The 22,324-nt window shown below is 68.8% G+C and carries 23 protein-coding genes and 1 rRNA gene; 13 read left to right on the forward strand and 11 right to left on the reverse strand.

Translation table 11 applies throughout. The features are described 5' to 3' along the window. Positions 1-93, forward strand: a 5S ribosomal RNA gene (gene rrf, locus HNR40_RS43775); the annotation flags it as partial. 208 nt (positions 94-301) lie between these two features. Here the strand turns inward: rrf and HNR40_RS43780 are convergent. After that, positions 302-763: an Lrp/AsnC family transcriptional regulator gene (locus HNR40_RS43780; protein ID WP_184972416.1), complete on the reverse strand. Its 462-nt coding sequence runs from the start codon at positions 761-763 to the stop codon at positions 302-304. Between the two features lie 218 nt (positions 764-981). Here HNR40_RS43780 and HNR40_RS43785 point away from each other — a divergent pair, with 218 nt between their 5' ends. Both HNR40_RS43785 and HNR40_RS43790 read left to right on the forward strand, forming a co-directional pair. Beyond that, positions 982-1,863 (forward strand): phenylalanine 4-monooxygenase, encoded by an 882-nt coding sequence (locus HNR40_RS43785; RefSeq protein ID WP_184972418.1) that lies wholly within the window; start codon positions 982-984, stop codon positions 1,861-1,863. Positions 1,864-2,313: 450 nt separating this feature from the next. After that, positions 2,314-3,159, forward strand: coding sequence for a serine hydrolase (locus HNR40_RS43790; protein WP_184972420.1), 846 nt, complete (start codon positions 2,314-2,316; stop codon positions 3,157-3,159). A gap of 30 nt (positions 3,160-3,189) precedes the next feature. Here HNR40_RS43790 and HNR40_RS43795 read toward each other — a convergent pair whose 3' ends face one another. Genes HNR40_RS43795 through HNR40_RS43815 form a run of 5 tightly spaced genes read right to left on the reverse strand, consistent with a single transcriptional unit; the run spans position 3,190 to position 7,582 of the window. Continuing rightward, complete coding sequence (locus HNR40_RS43795) at positions 3,190-3,894, reverse strand: response regulator transcription factor (RefSeq protein WP_184972422.1); 705 nt, start codon at positions 3,892-3,894, stop codon at positions 3,190-3,192. Next, a complete protein-coding gene (gene pstB / locus HNR40_RS43800) occupies positions 3,894-4,721 on the reverse strand; it encodes a phosphate ABC transporter ATP-binding protein PstB (RefSeq protein WP_221341587.1) in 828 nt (275 codons plus the stop codon). The genes HNR40_RS43795 and pstB overlap by 1 nt, the downstream gene beginning before the upstream one ends. Positions 4,722-4,740: 19 nt before the next feature. Then, positions 4,741-5,637 carry a phosphate ABC transporter permease PstA gene (gene pstA / locus HNR40_RS43805; protein WP_184972425.1) on the reverse strand — a complete coding sequence of 299 codons (897 nt, stop codon included), beginning with the start codon at positions 5,635-5,637 and terminating at the stop codon, positions 4,741-4,743. Then, positions 5,637-6,578 (reverse strand): phosphate ABC transporter permease subunit PstC, encoded by a 942-nt coding sequence (gene pstC / locus HNR40_RS43810; protein WP_184972427.1) that lies wholly within the window; start codon positions 6,576-6,578, stop codon positions 5,637-5,639. The genes pstA and pstC overlap by 1 nt, the downstream gene beginning before the upstream one ends. Further along, on the reverse strand, positions 6,578-7,582 hold the full coding sequence (locus HNR40_RS43815) for a PstS family phosphate ABC transporter substrate-binding protein (RefSeq protein WP_221341569.1): 1,005 nt from the start codon (positions 7,580-7,582) through the stop codon (positions 6,578-6,580). The genes pstC and HNR40_RS43815 overlap by 1 nt, the downstream gene beginning before the upstream one ends. A 150-nt stretch (positions 7,583-7,732) precedes the next feature. Between HNR40_RS43815 and HNR40_RS43820 the strand changes: the two genes are divergently transcribed. Together HNR40_RS43820 and HNR40_RS43825 are read left to right on the forward strand one after the other, a co-directional pair. Then, positions 7,733-8,203, forward strand: a complete 471-nt coding sequence (locus tag HNR40_RS43820; RefSeq protein WP_184972429.1) for a low molecular weight protein-tyrosine-phosphatase — start codon at positions 7,733-7,735, stop codon at positions 8,201-8,203. Next, positions 8,200-8,994, forward strand: coding sequence for a fructosamine kinase family protein (locus tag HNR40_RS43825; RefSeq protein WP_184972431.1), 795 nt, complete (start codon positions 8,200-8,202; stop codon positions 8,992-8,994). The genes HNR40_RS43820 and HNR40_RS43825 overlap by 4 nt, the downstream gene beginning before the upstream one ends. Here HNR40_RS43825 and hisN read toward each other — a convergent pair. Then, positions 8,984-9,802 carry a histidinol-phosphatase gene (gene hisN / locus HNR40_RS43830; RefSeq protein WP_221341570.1) on the reverse strand — a complete coding sequence of 273 codons (819 nt, stop codon included), beginning with the start codon at positions 9,800-9,802 and terminating at the stop codon, positions 8,984-8,986. The two genes, HNR40_RS43825 and hisN, sit on opposite strands and share 11 nt — an antisense overlap. Before the next feature lie 94 nt (positions 9,803-9,896). On the opposite strand from hisN, the gene HNR40_RS43835 reads away from it, so the two are divergent. After that, positions 9,897-10,340, forward strand: coding sequence for a DUF4442 domain-containing protein (locus tag HNR40_RS43835; protein WP_184972435.1), 444 nt, complete (start codon positions 9,897-9,899; stop codon positions 10,338-10,340). 317 nt (positions 10,341-10,657) lie between these two features. Here HNR40_RS43835 and HNR40_RS43840 read toward each other — a convergent pair whose 3' ends face one another. The 3 genes from HNR40_RS43840 to HNR40_RS43850 all read right to left on the reverse strand — a co-directional run bounded on the left by HNR40_RS43840 (position 10,658) and on the right by HNR40_RS43850 (position 14,438). Further along, the gene (locus tag HNR40_RS43840) at positions 10,658-11,557 is read right to left on the reverse strand and encodes a zinc-binding dehydrogenase (protein ID WP_246510393.1); all 900 of its coding nucleotides are present in this window, start codon (positions 11,555-11,557) and stop codon (positions 10,658-10,660) included. Between the two features lie 389 nt (positions 11,558-11,946). Continuing rightward, on the reverse strand, positions 11,947-12,990 hold the full coding sequence (rsgA, locus tag HNR40_RS43845; RefSeq protein WP_184972748.1) for a ribosome small subunit-dependent GTPase A: 1,044 nt from the start codon (positions 12,988-12,990) through the stop codon (positions 11,947-11,949). Then, positions 12,987-14,438, reverse strand: a complete 1,452-nt coding sequence (locus HNR40_RS43850) for a 3-phosphoshikimate 1-carboxyvinyltransferase (RefSeq protein ID WP_184972437.1) — start codon at positions 14,436-14,438, stop codon at positions 12,987-12,989. Before HNR40_RS43850 ends, rsgA begins: the two co-directional genes overlap by 4 nt. 799 nt (positions 14,439-15,237) lie before the next feature. Between HNR40_RS43850 and HNR40_RS43855 the strand changes: the two genes are divergently transcribed. Both HNR40_RS43855 and HNR40_RS43860 read left to right on the forward strand, forming a co-directional pair. Next, the gene (locus HNR40_RS43855; RefSeq protein ID WP_184972439.1) at positions 15,238-15,984 is read left to right on the forward strand and encodes an SOS response-associated peptidase; all 747 of its coding nucleotides are present in this window, start codon (positions 15,238-15,240) and stop codon (positions 15,982-15,984) included. A 152-nt stretch (positions 15,985-16,136) separates the two neighbouring features. Continuing rightward, positions 16,137-16,469, forward strand: coding sequence for a TraR/DksA family transcriptional regulator (locus HNR40_RS43860; RefSeq protein ID WP_184972441.1), 333 nt, complete (start codon positions 16,137-16,139; stop codon positions 16,467-16,469). Here HNR40_RS43860 and HNR40_RS43865 read toward each other — a convergent pair. After that, a complete protein-coding gene (locus HNR40_RS43865) occupies positions 16,466-17,203 on the reverse strand; it encodes a class I SAM-dependent methyltransferase (protein WP_184972443.1) in 738 nt (245 codons plus the stop codon). The two genes, HNR40_RS43860 and HNR40_RS43865, sit on opposite strands and share 4 nt — an antisense overlap. A gap of 274 nt (positions 17,204-17,477) precedes the next feature. Between HNR40_RS43865 and HNR40_RS43870 the strand changes: the two genes are divergently transcribed. The 5 genes from HNR40_RS43870 to HNR40_RS43890 all read left to right on the forward strand — a co-directional run bounded on the left by HNR40_RS43870 (position 17,478) and on the right by HNR40_RS43890 (position 22,232). Beyond that, the gene (locus HNR40_RS43870) at positions 17,478-18,083 is read left to right on the forward strand and encodes a sigma-70 family RNA polymerase sigma factor (protein ID WP_184972445.1); all 606 of its coding nucleotides are present in this window, start codon (positions 17,478-17,480) and stop codon (positions 18,081-18,083) included. After that, positions 18,080-18,346, forward strand: a complete 267-nt coding sequence (gene rsrA, locus HNR40_RS43875; RefSeq protein ID WP_184972447.1) for a mycothiol system anti-sigma-R factor — start codon at positions 18,080-18,082, stop codon at positions 18,344-18,346. The genes HNR40_RS43870 and rsrA overlap by 4 nt, the downstream gene beginning before the upstream one ends. Before the next feature lie 10 nt (positions 18,347-18,356). Next, a complete protein-coding gene (locus HNR40_RS43880) occupies positions 18,357-19,295 on the forward strand; it encodes an NAD-dependent epimerase/dehydratase family protein (protein WP_184972449.1) in 939 nt (312 codons plus the stop codon). Between the two features lie 236 nt (positions 19,296-19,531). Further along, a complete protein-coding gene (locus tag HNR40_RS43885) occupies positions 19,532-20,881 on the forward strand; it encodes an HD-GYP domain-containing protein (RefSeq protein ID WP_184972451.1) in 1,350 nt (449 codons plus the stop codon). A gap of 88 nt (positions 20,882-20,969) precedes the next feature. After that, on the forward strand, positions 20,970-22,232 hold the full coding sequence (locus tag HNR40_RS43890) for an HD-GYP domain-containing protein (protein WP_184972453.1): 1,263 nt from the start codon (positions 20,970-20,972) through the stop codon (positions 22,230-22,232). The last annotated feature ends 92 nt before the right edge of the window (positions 22,233-22,324 follow it).

The following is a 22,324-nucleotide window of genomic DNA, read 5'->3' on the forward strand; positions in this document are numbered from 1 at the left end:
ACACCCGGTTACATTCCGAACCCGGAAGTTAAGCTTCTCAGCGCCGATGGTACTGCACTCGGGAGGGTGTGGGAGAGTAGGTCACCGCCGCACAATATTTCATGGAGAAGGGGTCCGACCACTGGTCGGACCCCTTTTTCGCGTTCCCCAGACTTCGCGTCGACCAGGCAGTCGCGGTCGTCTTGGCGTTGACCGGCCCGTTGGTCGGCCTCCCCGGCTGTTTTGTCATCGAGGGCTGTTCCACCCCGGCTGGTTTGTTATTGAGGGCTCTTCCACGTTGTTGGGATGGCCCTTTCTTGCGTTAAGGAGTTGCTGCTGTGTTGAGGAGGGGCTCTATGCGGAACGGGATCTGGGTGGAGAGGGCGATGGTGGAGTCGGTGCGCTGAACGGCGGGGGAGGCCAGGACTGTGGCGATGATCTCCTGAAGGTGCTCAGTGCTTTTCGCCACCACGCGGCACAACAGGTCGTGCTGGCCGCTGGTGCCGTGGACCTCCAGGATCTCCGGGATCGTGTGTAGGGCCTCCACGGACTCGGTCAGCCGGCCCTGGGCTATCTGGAGCCAGACGAACGCCAGGATCGGGTAGCCGACCCTGGCGGGTTCGACCGTGGGGCCGAAGTCCGTGATCACGCCGCGGGTCGTCAGTTTTTCCACGCGGGCCTGGACGGTTCCTCTGGCGACCCCCAGGAGGCGGGCCAGTTCGGTCAGGCCTATGCGGGGGTGTGCCCGCATGGTCGTCAGCAGGCGGGCGTCCAGTTCGTCCATGCGTCTACCCCTGTGCGATTCGACCAGGGATCGAGGCTGTCCCTGTATGAAGCGGAGCCTATCGGGGATTGGGCTATGCGGTTCGCCTACTGACGGCCCATCCTCATCGCTGTGCGGATTGACTAGCTTTTGGGGGTATCGGCGGGCGATGTGGGGCGGATCGTGCAGTCCAACTGCTCGCTCTTGCCAGCGAATCAGGAAATTGCTGTCATGTGCACATGTTCGAGGAAGCACAGTACTTCGCCCCGGTCGAGACGCAGGGGGATGGCTCGGTCGTGGTCGAGCTTTCGCAGTCGCATCCGGGGTTCGCCGATCCGGTCTACCGGACGCGGCGTAACGCTATCGCGGGGTTGGCCGTGAACTACCAGCGTGGGATGCCGATTCCGGCCGCTGAGTACACCGAGGAAGAGCACGGGATCTGGGCGCTGGTGGCGGGGGAGCTGGCTGTTAAGCACAAGCGCTACGCCACTGAGGAGTATCTGGAGGGAGCTGCTCGGCTCGGCCTGCCGTACGAGCGGATTCCGCAGTTGGAGGAAGTGAGTGAGCTGCTGGAGCCGCTCACCGGGTTTCGGTATCTTCCGGCCGCGGGGCTGGTGCCCTTGCGGGAGTTCTATGGGGTGCTGGCCGATGGGCTGTTCCACTCCACTCAGTACATTCGCCATCATTCCGTGCCGTTCTACACGCCTGAGCCTGATGTCATCCATGAGGTGATCGGGCATGCCAACGCGCTGGCGCACGATCGGTTCGCGGCGCTCTACCGGCTGGCGGGGGATGCCGCGCGGCGGGTCGAGGGGGCTGAGGCGCTGGAGTTCGTGTCGAAGGTCTTCTGGTTCACGATGGAGTTCGGCGTGATGGCGGAGCGGGACGAACTGCGCGCCTACGGGGCGGGGATTCTGTCGTCCTATGGGGAGATCGAGGAGTTCCGCGGGATGCAGATCCGGCCGCTCGATCTGCGGGACATGGGACAGACGGAGTACGACATCACGAAGTACCAGGATGTCCTGTTCCGGGCGGAGTCCATGCGGCATCTGGAGGACGTGGTCGGGGAGTTCTGGGCCACCTGCGACGACGACTCGATCGCGAAACTTACCCACGTCTAGCAGTCCCCGTGATTTATCACGATAATGCGTGACAAATCACGGGGGAGGGCAGGGCACGTGTGGTGGAGGGTGTTCGCGGCCTCCACACTCGTCCTGCCCACCAGCCTGTACGGCCTGCCGCCCGTCCACCAAGAGTCACCCGCTCCACACCCACACCCGGCCCAAGCAGCCCCACTGATCGGCCCCACCCGCCCAACCACCCAAGACGACCCCGGCACACCTCCACCAGGCGGAACCCACCGGGCCCAGGCCATGCCTCCCCCTGACGGAAGCCGAGCGGCCCAGGCCGTGCCTCCACCAGACGGAACGCACCCGGCCCAGAGCACGCCTCCGCCGGCCCAGGCCATGCCGCTGCCGAGTGGAAGCCGAGCGGCCCCAGCCTCGCCGTCACCTGGCGGAAGCCGAGCGGCCCAGACGACGCCGCCGGGCGGAACCCGCCAGGCCCAGGCCATGCCGCTGTCGGGTGGAACGCGCCCGGCTCAAGCGCCGTCTTCGCCGGGCGGAACCCGGGCAATACAGGCCACGCCGCCGCCCAAGGAAGGCACGGACGCGCAGGAGCCCAAGCCGCCCGCGTTCAACCCCAAGGCGATCACCAAGCGGCTGAACCGCTACCTGGCCGGCCGTCCGGGCCCGGTCACCGCCACCGTCAAGGACCTGGCCACCGGCCGCGTCTACCGCTACCACAAGGGCGAGCGCCTCATCACCGCCAGCACCGCCAAGGCGCTCATCCTGATGGCCCTGCTCCGCAAGACCCCGTGGCGCAAGCTGGACAAAGCCACCCGCCACGACGCCGAGATCATGATCCGCCACAGCGACAACCACGCGGCCGACCGGCTCTGGACACGTATCGGCGGCGCCGCGGGCTTCACCAAGGCGGCGAGGAAGTTCGGGCTGCGGCACACGAGCGGCGTCGCCGGCGACTGCCTCGACCTGTATTGCTGGGGCATCACCAGGACCTCGGCCGACGACCAGGTCAAGCTCATGAACGCGCTGGTGTCGAAGAAGAGCCCACTCCCGGAGAAGGAGCGCGAGCGAGTGCTCAAGCTGATGGGCTCGGTGGCCGACGGCCAGAACTGGGGCGTGAGCGCGGGCGCGTGCAAGGGCCGGCGGACAGCGCTGAAGAACGGCTGGCTCAAGCGGGTCTCCACCGAGCGCTGGGCCGTGGTCAGCGTTGGCCTGATCGACAGAAGGTACGCGGTGGCGGTCCTGACCGAGGGCAGCCCGCAGGTGGGCGACGGCATCGCCATGGTCGAAGGCGTCGTCACCCGGATCCTGCGATCCTTCCGCACGTGCTAAGAAGCACAGGAAGCACAGGAAGGATGTGCGCTAAGGCGTCACCAGGCGATAGCCCACACCCCTGACCGTCTGGATGAGCTGGTCGTCCTCGTCGCCGAGCCGCGCGCGCAGCCGTTTGACGTGGACGGCGATGGTGTTGGTGGACGTGGCGTCGGTGGCGTTCCACACGTGCCGCATGATCTGCTCGCGGGTGACCGTGCGGTCGGCGTTGCGCATCAGGTAGTGCAGCAGCTCGAACTCACGCAGCGGCAGGTGTACGGCTCGCCCGCCCACCCGCACCTGGTAGGCGCGTACGTCGAGCTCCACTTCACCCACGCGCAGCAGCGTGCGTGACTCCGGAGAGGCGGCCTGCACGAACGGGAGCAACTCCAGCACCCGGTACGGCCGGGCCACACAGGCCGCCGCTCCCGCCGCCAGAGCTTGCACCGCTTGCTCGGCATGCCCGTCGCCGACGCCGAGCAGTACGGGAACGGCTCGCGTCAGCCGTACTGCTCGCACGAACTCCACGGCGCTGATGACCGGCAGGGTCGCCGAGACCAGCACAACATCGGGCCTGAGAGCTCCGGCTTGGAGCAACGCCTGCGCTCCGTCGCTGACTCCGGCGACGGTCACGCCCTCGCGTTCGAGCGCGGTGGCCAGCTCCTGGACGATGCTCTCGTCGGGATCGGCCACCAGCAGCACGGGCGCCGTACGAGTGTCCCCGTGCACCTCGGATGCCGTCTGCTGGTGGGCCATCAGCCGAATCGTCCGGTGATGTAGTCCTCGGTGCGCTTGTCGGAGGGGTTGGTGAAGATTCGACTGGTCTCGTCAAATTCCACCAGGCGGCCGTGCCGTACGCTCTGCTCGTCCACTTCGGCGGTGAAGAACGCCGTGCGGTCGGACACGCGTGCGGCCTGCTGCATGTTGTGCGTCACGATCACGATCGTGTAGTCGCGCGACAGCTCCTGCATCAAGTCCTCGATCTTGGTGGTGGCGATCGGGTCGAGGGCGGAGCAGGGCTCGTCCATGAGGATGACCTCGGGCCTGACCGCGATCGCGCGGGCGATGCACAGTCGCTGCTGCTGGCCACCGGACAGGGACAGGGCGTTCTGCTTGAGCTTGTCCTTGACCTCGTCCCAGAGGGCGGCCTGGGTGAGCGCCTGCTCGACCAGGTCGTCCATCTTGCCCTTCATGCCGTTGACGCGGGGGCCGTAGGCGATGTTGTCGTAGATCGACTTGGGGAAGGGGTTCGGCTTCTGGAAGACCATGCCGATCCGGCGGCGTACCTCGATGGGGTCGACGTGGTCGCCGTAGAGGTCCTCGCCGTGGTACATGATCGAACCGGCGGCGCGGGCGCCCGGGATGAGGTCGTTCATCCGGTTGAAGCAGCGCAGCACCGTGGACTTGCCGCAGCCGGACGGGCCGATCATGGCGGTGATCTCGCGGTTGCCGATGGTCAGGTCGACGCCGCGGACGGCCTCGTAGTCGCCGTAGAAGACGCTGAGATTCGAAACGGTGAACACCGGGTCCAGGGCCTCGATGTTCCGGGGGGCCTCCGGCCCGCGAACAGTGATGTTCGGCATGATCTCGGTCATTTCTTCCTTACCACCGCTTCTGGTAGCGGTTACGGAGCCAGATGGCCACTGAGTTCATCAGCAGCAGGATCGCGAGCAGGACCACGATGGCCGCCGCTCCGACGACCTGGACCTCGGGACGAGAGTTGGTGATCAGGTTGTAGATCTGCACCGGCAGGACGGAGAAGCTGCTGTCCAGCCCATCGGGGTTGAAGCGAACCAGAGTCGCCGCCCCGAGCAGCAGGAACGGCGCCGCCTCGCCGATCGCGCGAGACAGCGCCAGGATGGAACCGGTCGCGATGCCGGGCACCGAAGCCGGCAGCACCTGCCGCCAGATCGTCTGCCACTGCGTGGCGCCGAGGGCCAGCGAGCCCTCGCGGATGGACGGCGGCACCGACTTGATCGCCTCGCGGGCGGCGATGATCACAATGGGGAGCACCAGGAGCGACAGCGTGATCGCACCGGTGATCACACTCGGGCCGAGGCCGAAGCCGCGGGAGATGACGCCGAGACCGAGGATGCCGTAGACGATCGAGGGGACCGCCGCCAGGTTGGCGATGTTCAGCTCGATCAGCCGGTTGTACCACTTGGTCTTGTCGGCGTACTCCTCCAGGTAGACCGCGGCGAGCACACCCGTGGGCAGAGCCATGAGCGCGGTCAGCGCGACCACCCAGAGCGTGCCCATGATGCCCGAGAGCACACCGGCCGTCGCGGCGTTGACCGCGCGCAGCGACGGGAAGTTCTGGATGAGGTTCAGGTCGAGGCGGCTCCAGCCCTGTGTCACCACGTAGACGAGCAGGACCACCAGGAAGATCATGGCGATGGCCAGGCTGGCGAGCAGCGCGATCCGGAACAGGTGTTCCTTGAGCGGCCTGCCCTGGCTGGCCAGCCGTACGGTCGAGGCAGGTGTGGACAGGATTGCCATCAGTCGTACACCTCGCGGTACTTCTGCACCATCCGGGCGCTGAACCAGTTCATCACGAAGGTGATGATGAACAGCAGCGAACCCACGGCGAAGATCGTCTTGTAGGGGATCGAGCCGGTGGAGAGGTCGCCGGCGCCGGCCTGGGCGATGAAGGCGGCCATGGTGGCCATCTCGTTCGTCGGGTCGAAGGTGAAGATCGACTTGAACCCGCCCGCGACCGCCACGATCATCGTCTCGCCCGCTGCCCGGGAGACCGCGAGGATGATCGCGGCCACGATGCCGGAGAACGCGGCGGGCACCACGACGCGGATCGAGGTCAGCATCTTCGAGGCGCCCAGCGCGAAGGAGCCTTCACGCAGGCCGTTCGGCACCGCCGCCATAGAGTCCTCGGAGAGGGAGGCGACGATCGGGATGATCATGATGCCGACGAGGAGGCCGGCGGAGAGCGCGTTCTTCGCTTCCAGGTTCAGGAAGGGGAAGATGTCCTTCAGCAGCGGAGTGAGGAAGGACAGCGCGAAGTAGCCGAAGACGACGGTCGGCACGCCGGCCAGGATCTCGAGCACCGGCTTGAAGAACTTGCGCACGCCGGGCTTGGCGTACTCCGACAGGTAGATCGCCGCGGCCAGGCCCAGCGGCACCGCCACGATGATGGCGATGAGCGTGATCTCCAGCGTCGCCACGACGATCGGCCAGACGCCGAACGTGGCGGGCTTGATCAGCGGACCCCAGTTGGTCGAGCCGAAGAACTGGCCGATGCTGACCGCCTGGAAGAACTCGATCGTGGGCTCGACCAGCGAGTAGATGATGCCGACCGTGGTCGCGATGGAGACCAGCGCCGCCGCCAGAAGCAGCGCCTTGATGATCGCCTCTCCGTAACGCGGGCGCGACCGCGCCAGGGACCTTCCGGTCCCCGGTGCGGTCGCCGGGTGCTGAGCAGCCATCAGCCCGCCTTCAGCGCCGTGATGTCGCTCTTGAGCTTGGCCTCCTGCTCGGCGTTGAGCGGGATGAACTTCGCCTCCTTGGCCAGCGAGCCGATGTTGGCGCTCAGGTAGTCGAGGAAGGCGGCGACCTCAGGCCGCTTCACGGCCGTGGTCGACGGGTAGACGAACAGGGAGCGAGCCAGCGGGGTGTACTTGCCACCCTGGGCCGCCTCCACGCTCGGGGCGACGCAGCCGCTGCCGGAGTCGACCTCGACGGCGGTCAGCTTGTCCATGTTCTCTTCGTAGTAGGTGAACCCGAAGTAGCCCAGGCCACCCTTGGCGCCGGCGACGCCGTTGACGATGTCGTTGTCGTTCTCGGAGGGGCTGTAGTCCTTGCGGCTCGCGCCCTCCTCACCGTTGATCTCGTCGGTGAAGTAGTCGAACGTGCCGGAGTCGGCGCCGGGGCCGTAGAGCTTCAGCGGCTCAGCGGGGAACTTGGCGTCGACGTCCTTCCAGGTCTTGACCTTGCCCTCGGCGGCGGGCTCCCACATCTTCTTGAGCTGCGCCGTGGTCAGGCACTTGGCCCAGGTGTTCTCCTTGGGCACCACGACGGTCAGGGCGTCGGTGGCCACCGTCAGTTCGGTGAACTTGATGCCCTTGCCCTCGCAGAGGGTCTTCTCCTCGTCCTTGATCGGGCGGGAGGCGTTGGAGATGTCGGTCTCGCCGGCGCAGAACTTCTCGAAGCCACCACCGGTGCCCGAGGTGCCGACCGGAACCTTGACCTGCGGCTGCTCCTCGCCGAACGCCTCGCTCGCAACCGAGATGAGCGGGGCGACGGTGCTGGAACCGTCGATCTTGATCTCGCCGCTCAGACCCGCGGCGGGCTCGGAGGCGCCGGCCGAAGAGGGGGCGGAGGCCTCGGGGCTGGTGGCCGCACTGTTACCGCCGCCGCCACAGGCCGCCGCGAGGGAAACGACGAAGGCGGCCGTCGCCACCGCGCTGAGGCGGCGCTGTCCACTGGTCACGGTTTGTGTCCTTCTCGTATGGAGATCCTTGCTTGCTACGTGACTGATAAAACTGGGGGAAAGTGAACGGAAATGAAACGAGTCGTGACCGGCGACGGAAGTCGTGCCTCGCCTCGTGTGAATAGCTCTTCAAGCGGCATGCTTGACCCCATGACCTATCGCGTATGCCTGGTGTGCATGGGAAACATCTGTCGCTCGCCTATGGCCGAGGTGGTCCTGCGGGCCACGCTGGCCGAGCACGGACTGGACGAGGTGCAGGTGGACAGCGCCGGCACCGGCGACTGGCACGTCGGCGGGCCCATGGACCAGCGGGCCGCGCAGACGCTGGCCGAGCACGGCTACGACGGCTCTGCCCATCGGGCCAGGCAGTTCACCGGGGATTGGTTCGCCCGTTATGACCTGGTGCTGGCCATGGACACGGCCAACCTGCGGACGCTCAGGCGGCTCGCGCCGGCCGGGCAGGAGGTCAGGTTGTTCCGCTCGTTCGACCCGTCCGCGCCGGCGGAGGCGGAGGTGCCCGACCCCTACTACGGCGGTCAGGATGGCTTCGACGAGGTGTTGCGGCAGGTCAAGGCGGCTTCGGAGGGTCTTGCCAAGCACTTGGCCGACGAGCTCCGGTGAAGGTGGTCGAGCGGCTCGGCTCCTCGCACGGATGGCGGCTGGAGCGGGGTTTTCTGGCTGACGGGCGCGAGGTCTTCGCCAAGTCCGGAGTTGTTTCCCCTTTGTTCACTTCCGAGGCGGCCGGACTGCGGTGGCTGGGCGAGGTGATGGACGTGCCCGAGGTCGTCGAGGCGGGCGCGGACCGGCTGGTGCTGTCGTGGGTGCCGACCGAGCCGCCCACTCCGGTCGCGGCCGAGCGTTTCGGGCGGAAGCTGGCGCGGATGCACCGCGCCGGGGCCGACGCTTTCGGCGCGCCGTGGCCGGGGTTCATCGCCGAGCTCCCGATGGACAACTCGCCCGCGCCCGACTGGCCCGCCTTCTACGCCTCGCGGCGCGTTCTTCCCTTTGTACGGCAGGCCGCCGCGTTGACCGCCGGGGATCGGGACCGGGTGGAGCAGGCCGCGGCTATTTTTCCGGAAATTTCCGGGCCTGAGGAGCCGCCGGCGCGGATCCACGGCGACCTGTGGAGCGGGAACGTGCTGTGGTCCGGCGGGACCGGGGTGCTCATCGACCCGGCGGCGCATGGTGGGCATCGGGAGAGCGATCTGGCCATGCTGGGGTTGTTCGGCGTGCCGTACCTGGACCGGATTCTTGGGGCTTATCAGGAGGAGCACCCGCTCGCGGACGGATGGCGCGAACGGGTACCCCTGCACCAGTTGCATCCGCTGCTGGTGCATGTCGTGCTTTTTGGCGAGAGCTACCGGGGGCAGCTCATGCGCGCGGTGGACCGGGTTCTGGGCCTCAGGCGTTGAGGTGGTTCAGGACCGTGTCGTGGAGCGCGCCATTCGTGCACACGAGGCTGCCGCCTTCGAGGCTGGGCGCGCCGGCGACGTCGCTCCACCGCCCGCCGGCCTCCTCGACGATCACCGTGAGCGCCGCCATGTCCCACGGCGACAGCTCCGGCTCGGCCGACAGGTCGACGGCGCCCTCGGCGACCATCATGTGTGACCAGAAGTCGCCATACGCCCTGGTGCGCCAGCAGGCGCGGTTCAGGTCCAGGAAGTTGTTGAGCTTGCCCTGCTTCTCCCAGCCGCCGAAGCTGGAGTAGGAGAACGAGGCGTCGCCCAGATCGGTCACCGCCGACACCCGCATGCGGCTGGCCTTGGTGAGGCTCTTGCCGGTCCAGGCGCCGCCGTCCTTGGCCGCCCACCAGCGCCGGCCGAGCGCGGGCGCCGAGACGAGCCCGACGACCACCTCGCCGTGGTCCATGAGCGCGATGAGCGTGGCCCAGACGGGCACGCCGCGCACGTAGTTCTTGGTCCCGTCGATCGGGTCGATGATCCACGACCGGGCGCCCCAGCCGGTCCGCCCGAACTCCTCGCCCACCACGGCGTCGCGCGGACGCGCCCGCCGCAGCGTGCCGCGGATCGCCTCCTCGACCGCCCGGTCGGCGTCGCTGACCGGCGTGAGGTCCGGCTTGGTGTCGACCTTGAGATCGACCGCCTTGAACCGCCGCAGGGTCATGTCATCGGCGGCGTCCGCCATGACGTGCGCGAGGCGTAGATCGTCGTTGTAACCCGTCACGATGAGCCACGCTACCGTGCCGGGCACACGCCGCATCAGAGGCCGATTCCCCCTTTCTTACTGACATTCCCCACCATTTGCCGCAACTCTGGACGTGGCTTTGGGTGTTACTGGTGAGTAGCATTGCGGCATGTCTTTTGATGTGGGCGCTTTCATGCTCCAGACCGTGCCGTTCGCGAACACCCTCGGGGTCGTCTTCGACAAGGTGAGCGACGGGTACGCCCTGTGTCGCCTGCCGGACCGCGCCGACCTGCACAACCATGTGGCGGGACCGCATGCCGGAGCCCTGTTCACGCTGGCCGAGTCGGCGTCCGGGGCGGCCATGCTGTCGGCGCTGGGTGACCAGTTGTCGCGTGCGGTGCCGTTGGCCACCGGGGCGACCGTTCGCTATCGGAAGCTGGCCATGGGCGAGGTGACTGCCGAGGCGCGTCTTCAGGTCGAACGGGCCGAGGTGGTGGGGCGGTTGGACGCGGGGGAGCGGCCGGAGTTCGAGGTGGCGGTGGAGCTCAAGAACGCTGAGGGCGTCCTGGTCAGCGAGATGACCGTCTCCTGGACCCTCCGCCCCAACCGCTGACCCCTTGTGAGCCCCACTCGCCAGCCACGGCTGTGAGGCACAGCCCCGACACTCCTTGAGCCCCCACCCGCGACATTCCTTCGGCCCCACACGCTTCTAGGCCCATCCGGCACCCCCACTCCGTCGGCACCATTGACCCCTACTCGCCGACACGCGTTCAGATGGCACAACTGTCCTCGCCCCTTGAGCCCACGGACCCCGCTGCATGCAGCTGGTCGCTGGGCCCCGAGGCGCCAGCCAGGCGAGCTGACACCCGGGGCACTATCCAGGCGACGGCGAACTGCGGGTGCTTGGACAGGCGTGGTTGGTCGGGGCGTTTACGGGAGGGTGAGGATGGCCTTGCCGCGGACTTCGCGCGACAGCAGGGCGTTCGCCGCGACGGTGGCCTGGTCCCAGGGGCCGCGCCAGCCGATCTCGACCTCCAGCTCGCCCCGCTCCAGGAGCGTGAGGAGGTGGGCGAGGTCGGGGCCGAAGGGCGTGCTCACGTTGAAGTTCTCGATCCGGCCGCGTGCCGAGGCCGAGCCCGCGCGCTCGAAGTCGATCAGCGTCTGCTGTTTCGCGGCCCGGCCGATGGCCTGGACGACGCCGTCGTCCTCCAGCCGGTAGAACGCCTCGGCCAACTGCTGTCCGCCTACGGTGTCCAGCACGCCGTACACGCGGTCGGTCAGGTCTGTTGGGCCGCTGACGATCTCGGCGGCGCCCAGCGCGCGCAGGCCCTCCGCACGGGCCGGGCTGCTCGCCGACGCGATCACCCGCGCACCCTCACGAGCGGCAAGTTGTACGGCGAAGCGCCCCACCCCACCCGAAGCCCCGGTAACCAGCACCCGCCGCCCAGCGATCGGCCCAAACCGCCGCACGGCCTGCAACGCCGTCACCCCCGCCACCGGCAACGCCGCAGCCACCCCCAAATCCACAGATTCGGGAACCACCGCGAGCTCAGCGGTGTCCACGGCCCGCAACTCCGCCCAGGCCCCCGACCACCCAAAGCTCACTACCCGAGTGCCGACCGACGGCCCCGACCCATCAGCGGCCGCCTGCACAACCACACCCGCGGCATCCCACCCCGGCACCCGCCTCGACTGAGGATCGTGATAGGCCACCTCCCCGAAGTTGAGCGACACCGCCGAAACCCGAACAAGCACCTGAGAAGCGGTGGGAACAGGCTCGGAGACGGTGGCGATGGACAGTTCCGGATCGAAAATCAGTGCTTTCATCATGCCGAGAACCCTGCCACCCACCCCTCACGACCCACGCACACCCCACGCACGACCCGCCCAACCACCCACCCAGCCAACGACCCACCCACGTGCGACCCACCCACGCGCGCGACCCGTCCACCTACCCCGCCTGCACGACCCGCCCAACCGACCAACCAACCACCCACGTGCGACCCACCCACCCGCACGACCCGCCGCCCCGTCCAACCATCCACCCCACGCGCGATCGCCCTAGCTCTAGCCCACAGGTGACCGCCCGAGCCCTGGCCCACACCTTGGGCGGCCCGTGCACCATGGGCCGACCGTGTCCACATCGTCGGCCGACTGACGCCCCCACGCCCTCGGCCGCCGCCCCATTGCCGCTCCGCCCTCGGTCCGGGATGGGGGAGTTACTCGGTGGACGGTTCGGGGTCGCGGGTGGCGAGGAGGCGGCGGAGGCTGTCGAGGCGGGCCGGGTCGGCGTGGCCGTCGGCGACCCAGGCGTCGAGCGCGCAGTCGGGGCCGCGGTGGGTGCAGCCCTTGGGGCAGTTGACGGTGCCCTCGATCAGGTCAGGGAACCCGGCCAGTACGGTCTCCACCGAAATGTGGGCCAGGCCGAAGCTGCGTACGCCGGGCGTGTCGATGATCCAGCCGCCCTCGGGCAGTTCCAGTGCCACGGCGGAGGTGGAGGTGTGGCGGCCGCGGCCGGTCACCGCGTTCACATGGGAGACGGCCCGGTTGGCGTCCGGTACCAGAGCGTTGACCAGGGTGGACTTGCCCACACCTGAATGGCCCACCAGCACGCTGATCCGGCCGGTCAGGTGATCGCGGAGTCCCTCCAGCGAGCCGCCCTTGTGGACGACGACGTGGGGGACGCCCAGCGGTTCGTACAGGGAGAGCAACTCGTCCGGCGGCGCCAGGTCGGACTTGGTCAGGCACAGCAGCGTCTCGATGTCGGCGTCGAAGGCCGCCACCAGCATGCGATCGATCATGCGCGGCCGTGGTGGCGGCTCGGCCAGGGCGGTCACGATGACCAGCTGGTCGGCGTTGGCCACGACCGGGCGCTCGATGCCGTCGGTGTCATCGGTGTCGTCGGCGGAACGGCGCAGCATCGAGGTACGGGGTTCGACGCGGACGATACGGGCAAGGGTGTCGGGTTCGCCGGAGACATCACCGACGATCGCCACCCGGTCGCCCACGACGATGCCCTTGCGCCCGAGCTCGCGCGCCTTCATCGCCACCACCAGGCGGCGAACGGGCTTGGCCTTCTTACGGCTTCGACCCCCGGACGGGGTGGCTACCGCCTCTACCAGCGTCGTGTAGCGGCCCCGGTCGACGGCGACCACGAAGCCCTCGACCGCGTCCTCATGGGCAGGACGAATCCGGGTCCTCGGCCGCGAACCCTTGCCCGGCCTGACCCTGACGTCGTCCTCGTCGTATTCCCGCCGCTTCAGCGGTCTTCTCCCCCTAGCATCTCCCCCCACATGCGGGTGAACTCCGGAAGGGTCTTACCCGTTGTCGCGATGTTCTCCACTTCGACGCCGGGCACCGCCAGCCCGATGACCGCTCCGGCGGTGGCCATGCGGTGGTCGGCGTAGCTGTGGAAGACACCGCCGTGGAGGGCACGCGGGCGTACGATCAGGCCGTCGTCGGTCTCCTCCGCGTCGCCGCCCAGGCGGTTGATCTCGGTGACGAGCGCCTCGATGCGGTCGGTCTCGTGGCCCCGGATGTGGGCGATACCGCGCAGCCTGCTCGGCGTGGTGGCCAGGGCGGCCAGCGCGGCGATGGTGGGCGTCAGCTCGGACACGTCCCGCAGATCAGCGTCAATGCCCACGATCTCCCCGCCACCAGCCCCCGCGCTGGTCCCGGTGCCAGGCCCGATCCCCGCGCTGGTGTCTGTGCCGCCCCGGATGCTTGCGCCGGTGCCGATGTCTGCGCCAGTCCCGGTGCCGAGGTCAGTGTCTGTACCAGTGGGGGTGCCTGCCGCAGCGCCTGTGCGGGGGCTGGTGAGGGTGAGGTTGGCCGTGCCGTCGCCGGTTGGCGTCAGTTCGATGGTGGCGCCCATCCGGGTGAGCAGGTCGCGCAGGACGTCGCCCGGCTGGGTGGTGTTCAGGGGCCATTCGGGGATGGTGACCGAGCCGCCCGCGACCATGGCGGCGGCCAGGAACGGTGCCGCGTTGGACAGGTCGGGCTCGACCGTCGTCTCCCGTGCGGCGATCGGGCCTGGGGCGACTCGCCACACGTCCGGTTCTGTGTCGTCGACGCTCACTCCCGCTGCCCTGAGCATCTGGACCGTCATGAGGATGTGGGGCTGTGAGGGGACCGGCGGGCCCGCGTGCCTGATCGTGACGCCCTTTTCGAAGCGGGCGGCCGCCAGCAGCAGTCCTGAGACGAACTGGGATGAACCCGACGCGTCTATCGTCACCTCGCCGCCGCTCAGCGGGCCTCGGATGGTGAACGGCAGCGCGTCGTTGTCGATCGTCGCCCCCAGGGCGCGCAGCGCGTCCAGGATCGGGCCCATCGGGCGCTTGCGGGCGTGGGCGTCGCCGTCGAAGCGCACCTCGCCGTCTGCCAGCGCAGCCATCGGGGGCACGAACCGCATCACCGTGCCGGCCAGGCCGACGTCGATGCTCGCGCCGCCGGTGATGGGGCCGGGGGTTACGCGCCAGTCGATGCCCGCGGGGGTTTCGGCTATCGCCTCGAAGCCCGCTCCCAGCGCGCGCAGGGCCGCCACCATGAGGTCTGCGTCGCGGCTGCGCAGTGCCTGGCGGACCACGCCTGGACCATCGGCCAGCGCGGCCAGCAGGAGCGCGCGGTTGGTCACCGACTTGGAACCGGGCAGGGCGACGATGGCCGTGACGGGAGCGGTCGCGACCGGGGCTGGCCAGTGCTGAGCGGGCATGGTCAAAGACTACTGGCAGCCGGTACGGCAGGCCGCAGCCTGTGGATGGAGGCACGGACGCCGGGAGGGTCTGTGGACAACCCCGCCAGACAGCTTTGGTGCCCCCCGCCAGACAGCGCTGGTGCCCGGAGCCCCCCGGACCCAGGACACACGAACCTGAACACGCGTGCAGGGACACGGGACCCTCTGGGACACGTGGAGGTGGGGGCAGGGGCGGGTTGGTGTGGGGGTGCGGGGGAGGTGGGACAGCCAGGGCGCAGAGGCCGGGAGGAAGGCGAGACGGGAGGAAGGCGTCGCGGGAGGCGGGACTGCGGCAGGGGAGGAGGGATGGCGGAGGTGGGGAGGCAGGGCTGAGGAGGCAGGCAGGGGAGGTGGGGCATCCGCAGGCAGGGGGTGAGGCCGTGGGGGTGCGGTGGTGGGGATGCGGCGGTGGGGGTGGGGGGTCGGGAGACAAGGGGTGAGGAGGCAGGCAGCGGAGATAGGGAGGCGGGGCACCAGGAGGCGGAGATGAGGGGGCAGGGGGTGGGGAGGCGGGACAGCGACAGGGGAACCCCTAGGACGCGCGGAGGTGGCGGAGACAGGGGGCGGGTTGGTGTGGGAGCGGGGAGGTGGGACAGCAAGGGTGCGGAGATGGGGAGGCGGGCGAGGCCGGAGGAAGGCGTGGGGAATGGCGGGACAGCGGTAGGGGAGGAGGGATCGCGGAGGTGAGGAGGCAGGCAGGGGAGGCGGGGGTGGGGGTTCTGGAAAAAGTGGGATGAGGGCGGCAGGTAGGTAAGGCTGGACGTGGCAGGGTGGGGTTATGTGCGGTAGATATGCCTCGGCGCGGAAGAAGCACGAGCTGCTGGAGGAGTTCCAGGTCGAGCTCGACGCCGAGCCCGACAAGGAGCTGAGCCCCGACTACAACGTGGCCCCCACCAAGCAGGTCTACGCGGTCCTGAGCCGCGTGCCCGAGGAGGCCGAGCGCGCCGTCAGGCAGTTGCGGGTGGTCAAGTGGGGTCTGGTGCCCGTGTGGGCGAAGGACCCGTCCGTGGGTTCCCGGATGATCAACGCGCGGGCCGAGACGCTGGCGGAGAAGCTGGCCTACAAGCAGGCGTTCGCCAAGCGGCGCTGCCTGATCCCGGCTGACGGGTACTTCGAGTGGATGCCGGTAGAGGGCGACAAAAAGAAGAAGCAGCCCTACTTCATCCATCCCGAGGACGGCGGGGTGCTGGCGATGGCCGGGCTGTACGAGTTCTGGAAGGACAAGACCCGCGCGGACGACGACCCGCTGAAGTGGCTGGTCACCTGCACGGTCATCACGACGGACGCCGAGGACGACCTCGGTCATATCCATGACCGGATGCCGATGATGATCGAGCGGGAGCGGTGGGCGGAGTGGCTCGACCCCAAGCTCACCGACACCTCGACAGCCCAGGGGTTGTTGATCCCGGCGCAGTCGGGCCGGCTGGTTGCGTACCCGGTGTCCACAGATGTGAACAATGTCCGGAACAACGGGCCCGACCTCATCAAACCCCTGCCTGACCCGGAAGAAAGCGGACTTTTCTAGAAGGTGTAAGAACCGCGCCAAGTGGGCATCCGGTGGAAAAGCGATGCGACCGTTCACTCGGTGTCACCGCCGATTTCACCCCCTATTTGCGCAGGGCGGGACCACCGGGGAGTCTCGCCAGGCTCCCCTCACCTGCCCGGAGGTGCGGATTCGTGGACCACACGACCGCTCGTGAACGCCTGGACAGCATGCTCGCCGAGCTCGACCGCTCCATCAGGGTTCTGACCGGCGAGCCCGTCGCCGTGCGTGAGCGTTCGGCGGCCGACGCCGGGTCCGACCTCACCGAGGCCGATCGCGCCCAGGCCATGCTCGACGTGGCCGTCGCGCAGCGCCGCGCCGTCGTGAACGCGCTCAGGCGCATCGACGACGGCGTCTACGGCGAATGCGTCGACTGCGGCAAACCGGTCCCGGAGGGCCGCCTGGAGGCCCGCCCAGAGGCCGCCCGCTGCGTGCAGTGCCAGTCGAAGCAGGAGCGGCGCCGCTAGGACTTGCGGGCGCTGGCGACCAGGTGGATGCCGACGGTGTCGTCGTCGTCGGGGTGCGCTTCCAGTTCGGTACGCACCAGCCAGGCCAGCGACCGGGAGTCGGAGCCGAGCACGTGGTCGACGGTCGAGGGGGAAAGGACGGTGCGCGGCCGTACCCACTCGACCTCCAGGCCCGCGCCCATCAGCAGCTCGCGCAGCTGACCGCTGCTGAAGCAGCGGGTGATGCCGCCGTCGGGCCAGGGCACGAGCATGACCCCCTCGCCCGTCTGGCGCAGGTGCTGCCACTGGCCCTGCTCGGCCAGGATGGCCATGCCCAGCACCAGCGAGTCGACGCACAGCAGCGCGCGCCCGCCGGGACGCAGCACGCGGGCCACGTCCGACATCGCCGACTCGGCCATGAGCTCCACCGACATGGCGCGCTCCTCGGCGAGCACCGCGTCCACGCTCTCGTCGGGCAGGAACGACAGGTCGTCCGAGCGCACCTGGCGGACTCTGATGTCGCGCAGCCTGGCCTGGTCGGCGGTTCTGCGGAAGTCGACGACCTCGATGACCTTGTGGCCGGCCCGCGCGGCCTGGCCGGACCAGCGTCCGCGCCCGCCGGACAGGTCGAGGATCACCGAGGGCTGGGCGGGAAGCCACCTGCTCAGCTGTTCTGCTACGACCGCTCGATAGAACGTCCAGTACGGCCCGAGGGTCCCCGAGCCGTTCAGTTCCTCGGCCGGAATGGGCAGCACACGCGACTCCTGGGTTCCGGGACAATGGCTACCAACCGGTACGTATTCATTTTCCCCGCACCGGGTTGTTCGTCACCTTCTATCTTGCGGGAACAGACGCGGGCGCGGGCGTGTTGCGACGAGCATGCTCGCAGTTGCCGATGGGATCGACCGCTCCGCCGGTCGACTTCAGATACCGCCTCCAGCCCCCGGTGACCGGCGGCTTGGTGGCAAGCAGGTATTCTCCCCTGAGTACGGTGTACCGCCACAGCCGGCCACCGGTGATCTTAGGGGGGTGGGTCCGGTGCCCGCGACAGGCGCGGAGACTCTGGAGCAGCGCAGTGAGCGGTTCGAGCGCGACGTCATGCCGTATCTCGAGCAGCTCTACTCCGCCGCGCTCCGGATGACCCGGAACCCGGCGGATGCGGAGGACCTGCTTCAGGAGACCTTCGCCAAGGCGTTCGCCTCGTTCCATCAGTTCCAGGAGGGCACGAACCTCAAGGCGTGGCTCTACCGGATCCTGACCAACACCTTCATCAACAGCTACCGCAAGAAGCAGCGGGAGCCGAAGCAGTCGGGCACCGAGGAGATCGAGGACTGGCAGCTCGCGCGCGCCGAGTCCCACACCTCGTCCGGCCTGAAGTCCGCCGAGGTGGAGGCGCTTGAGCACCTTCCCGACGGCGACATCAAGCAGGCGCTCGCGGCCCTGCCCGAGGAGTTCAGGATCGCGGTCTACCTCGCCGACGTCGAGGGGTTCCCCTACAAGGAGATCGCCGACATCATGGGCACCCCGATCGGCACCGTGATGTCCCGGCTGCACCGCGGCCGCAGGCAGTTGCGGAACCTGCTCGAGGACTATGCTCGCGAGCGTGGCCTTGTCCCTGCGGAGGGGTCGAAATGAGCTGTGGCAACCCGCATGACACCGACTGTCGTGAAGTACTGGACAAGGTCTACGCCTACATCGACGGAGAGCTCGGAGAGGGCGACTGTGTCGACATCCGGGTGCACCTCGACGAGTGCGACCCGTGCCTCAAGGAATACGACCTCGACAAGGTCGTGAAGCAGCTCGTGGCCAAGCACTGCGGTTGCGATCCGGTGCCCGCCGATCTCAGGTCCAAGGTGCTCGGCCGTATCGAGCAGGTCCGGGCGGAGCTGTCCGACTAAGATCTTCCCCATGCGCGTGGTGGTCACCGGAGGAGCCGGTTTCATCGGGTCGAATCTCGTCGACCGCCTGCTGGGCGACGGCCATGACGTGGTCGCCGTGGACGACTTCTCCTCCGGCAGCCGTGCCAACCTGGCCGGCGCCCTGGCTCATGAGCGTTTCCGGCTGGTCGAGCTGGACATCCGCGACCCCGCGATGATCGCGCTGGGCGCGGAGTGGAAGCCCGAGGTGATCTGTCACCTGGCCGCGCAGATCAGCGTCCGCAGGAGCGTGGCCGATCCGGTGCACGACGCGCGGGTCAACGTCGAGGGCACCGCGTCGGTGCTGGCCGCCGCGCGCGAGGGTGGCAGCCGCAAGGTGGTGTTCGCCTCCTCCGTCGCGGTGTACGGCAGGCCGCCCGCGATCCCGGTTCCCGCCGACGCCCCGGCCGACCCCCGCTCGCCGTACGCGGCATCGAAGCTCAGCGCCGAGACGTATCTGTCGACCTTCCATGCTCTTTACGGCCTGGAATACACCACGCTCGTCCTCTCCAACGTCTACGGCCCGCGCCAGTCCCCCGACGGCGAGGCCGGCGTGGTCGCGATCTTCACCGACGCCCTGCTCAACGGCGTGCCCACGGTCCTCTACGGCGACGGCACGCAGACCCGCGACTACGTCTTCGTGGACGACGTGGTCGACGGCTTCGTGCGCGCGTGCGGCGCCGACGGCAACGCGTGCCGCTTCAACCTGGGCACCGGCATCCAGACCACCGACCGCCGCCTGCACTCGCTCATCGCCGACGCGGTGGGCGCCCAGGACAAGCCGGGTTTCGCGCAGCCCAGGCCGGGTGACCTGCCCGCGATGGCCGTGGACCCGGTGCCCGCCTACGACGGGCTGTCCTGGCAGCCGGCGAGTGACCTGGCCAGTGGCCTGCGCGCCACAGTCGAGTGGAGGCGGAGTTGCCGCAGGTAGTGGCTTGATTACGCTTTGCTTGCGATTCTCGACTCCACCCGTTTCAGCACGTCAACTTCTGTAGCGTGAATCACAGAATTCGACGTGGAGGAAGTGGATGTTGAAGGTTTCGACCGCCCGGCTGATCACGGCGCTCGTGCTGATCACACCGGTCGTTCTCCTTTTGGCGACCGGCGGGGGCGGTGGCGCCCTCCCGCCCGGAGTCTCCTGGACCTGAGCTCCAAAGGGGAGCCGCAATGCGTGATCTGTCGTGGCCTGCGAAGGTCTATCTGTTCGCCGTGATCGGCGCGGCCACCGCGTTGTTCGCCCACAGCCTGATCACCAAGGGGCAGCTGGTCGCCTCGGAGAGTCTGGGCATCCTGCTCGTGCTCGCGCTGCTGTTCCTGGTGTGCGAGTCGATGCCGACGCTGCTCAACGTGGAGCAGTTCGCCGTCTCGGTGAGCTTCTCGGCCGCGCTGGCCGCGGTGGTGCTCATCGGAATGGAGGGCGCCGCGCTGGTCGGCCTCACGGCGGTCCTGAGCGTACGGCCCGGCCTGCCGCTGATCAAGCGGCTGTTCAACGGCGCCCAGTTCGCCCTGTGTGGCTATGCGGCCGGCTGGGTCTACCAGCAGTTAGGCGGAGTCTCCGGGGTCCCGCAGGTCAACGCCTTCGACGACCTGATCGGCCCCTACGCGGCGGCCACGGCCGTCTTCGTGCCGCTCAACATCGTGCTGACGCTCACCATGATCTCGCTGGCCACGCAGGTGAGCGCGGGCGAGGTGCCGATGCGGGGCATGGTGCAGTTCCTGCTGACCTATCTCGGCTACGGCACGTTCGGCCTGCTGGTGGCGGGGTTGTGGGCCACGATCCAGTCGATCTCCGCGGTGCTGGTGCTGCTGCCGCTGTTCGTGGCCAGGTGGGCCTTCGGCCAATATCACGCGCAGCAGCGTTCCTACGACGCCACGATGGCCGCGCTGTGCCAGGCCGTGGAGACGAAGGACTACTACACCCGCGGCCACTGCACCCGCGTCTCGCTCGCCTCCACCATGATCGCGCAGGAGATCGGCATGGGCATGGACCGGCTGCGGGCCATCCGCTACGCCGGCATGCTCCACGACGTCGGCAAGCTGGGCGTGCCCACGAAGGTGCTGCAGAAGGAGGGCCCGCTGACCGAGGAGGAGTTCGCCGCGATCCAGCTGCACCCGATGCGGGGCCTGGAGATCGTGCGCGGCATCGACTTCCTCGACGAGGCCTTCGCCGGGATCATGCACCACCACGAGCGCCACGACGGCAAGGGCTACCCGATGGGGCTGGCCGGGCCCGAGATCCCGGAGTTCGCCCGGGTCATCGCGGTTGCCGACGCGTTCGACTCGATGACCTCCGACCGCTCCTACCGCGGCGCCCGCCCGGTCGAGGTGGCGGTGGACGAGCTGGAGCGGGGCGCGGGCACCCAGTTCGATCCGGTCATGGTGGCGGCGTTCATCAAGGCGCTGGAACGCAACCCGTGGCAGCCGCAGCGCCGGGTGGAGCCGCCGCCCGAGGACGCCGCCACGATCAAGGACCACGACGACCCGACCATGCCGATCCAAGTAGTGACGGGCCAATGAACCGCGAGCGAACCCGACGCAGTGAGCGGAGTGGAGGGCCGACGAAGGAGGCACTCCGCGAAGCGAATGAGGAGTGGTGAGCGACCCCATGAAACGCGCTTTTCAGGGCCTGGATTCCGGGCAACTGCTGCTGATCTGCGCGGCCGGTTTGGTGGCCGTGGCGGGGGTGGCGCACACCGCGGCGGTCGGGCTCGACCGTCCTGAGGTGGCCATCGGCTTCGGCGCGCTGATCGCGGTCGGCGAACTGGCCCGGCTGACCATGCCGGGCAACAGGGAGGTGGCCCCGATCGGCGCGGCCGCCGCGCTCGGCTACACGCTCCTGCTCGACCTGGCCACCAACCCGCTGCGCCACTCGGCGCTGCAGGTGGTGGCGGTGATCGCGGTCGGCATGATGGCCGGCGCGCTGCCGCATCTGGCGGTGGGCCGCCCGCCGCGCCTGGACGCGATGGCCAGGCGGCTGCTGACCGGCGCGTTGCTGGCCTTCGCCTTCCGCCCGCTGGCCGGCACCCTGCACGAGCTGACGCTGGGCGATCGCGGCACCTGGTGGCCGGCGCTGACGGTGATGGTGACGCTGATCGCGCTCACGCTGGGCATCGACGTGCTGATCGCCGCGATGCTCCGCGCCGAGCAGGTGCGCACCGCGTTCAAGGTGGCGGTCAGCGACGAGGTCCGCACCGCCTTTCCGCTGGGCGCGGCGGTCGCCGCCTCGGGCGTGCTGCTGGCGCTGGCCTCCCACAGCATGGACCTGGTGGCGCTGGTCGTCTTCGCCGCGCCGCTGCTGGTCACGCAGGTCGCCTTCCGCAAGTACGCCGGCATCCGCGCCACCTACCTGCAGACGGTACGCGCGCTGTCGCGGGTGACCGAGGTGGGCGGCTACGTCGAGCCCGGCCACTCCCGCAGGGTGAGCCGCCTGTCGGTGGCGATCGGCCGCGAACTGGGCATGTCCGAGCCGGAACTCCTGGAGCTGGAGTACGCGGCGCTGATGCACGACATCGGCCAGCTGTCGCTGCGCGACCCGATCCCGGGCGGCGCGACCGTGCTGACCGACCCCGAGCAGGCCAGGCGGATCGCCGAGCTGGGCGCCGAGGTCATCAGGCAGACCGGCGTGCTGGACCGGGTGGCCGACGTGGTGCGCCGCCAGTGCGACCCGATCGACGAGGATCCGCCGCTGTCGAGCCGCATCATCAAGGTGGCCAACGCTTACGACGACCTGGTCGGCGGCTCCACGGACCGTGACCGCGCCGGTGCCGCACTCGAACGGCTGCGCCTGGCGGGCGGCTCTGAGTACGACGCGGCCTGCATCGGCGGGCTGGCCCGCGTGGTCGACCGGGCGCCTGCCCACCGGATTTAGGGGTGTCGGGGCGGAGATCAGGAGGGTTTCCGGCCTCGTACAAAGAGGTGGGCCGTTCGGGGGGAGATAGCGGGCCTCTTGCCCCTCGACTT

It is taken from the genome of Nonomuraea endophytica (assembly GCF_014203235.1).
GTDB classification, from domain to species: Bacteria; Actinomycetota; Actinomycetes; order Streptosporangiales; family Streptosporangiaceae; genus Nonomuraea; species Nonomuraea endophytica.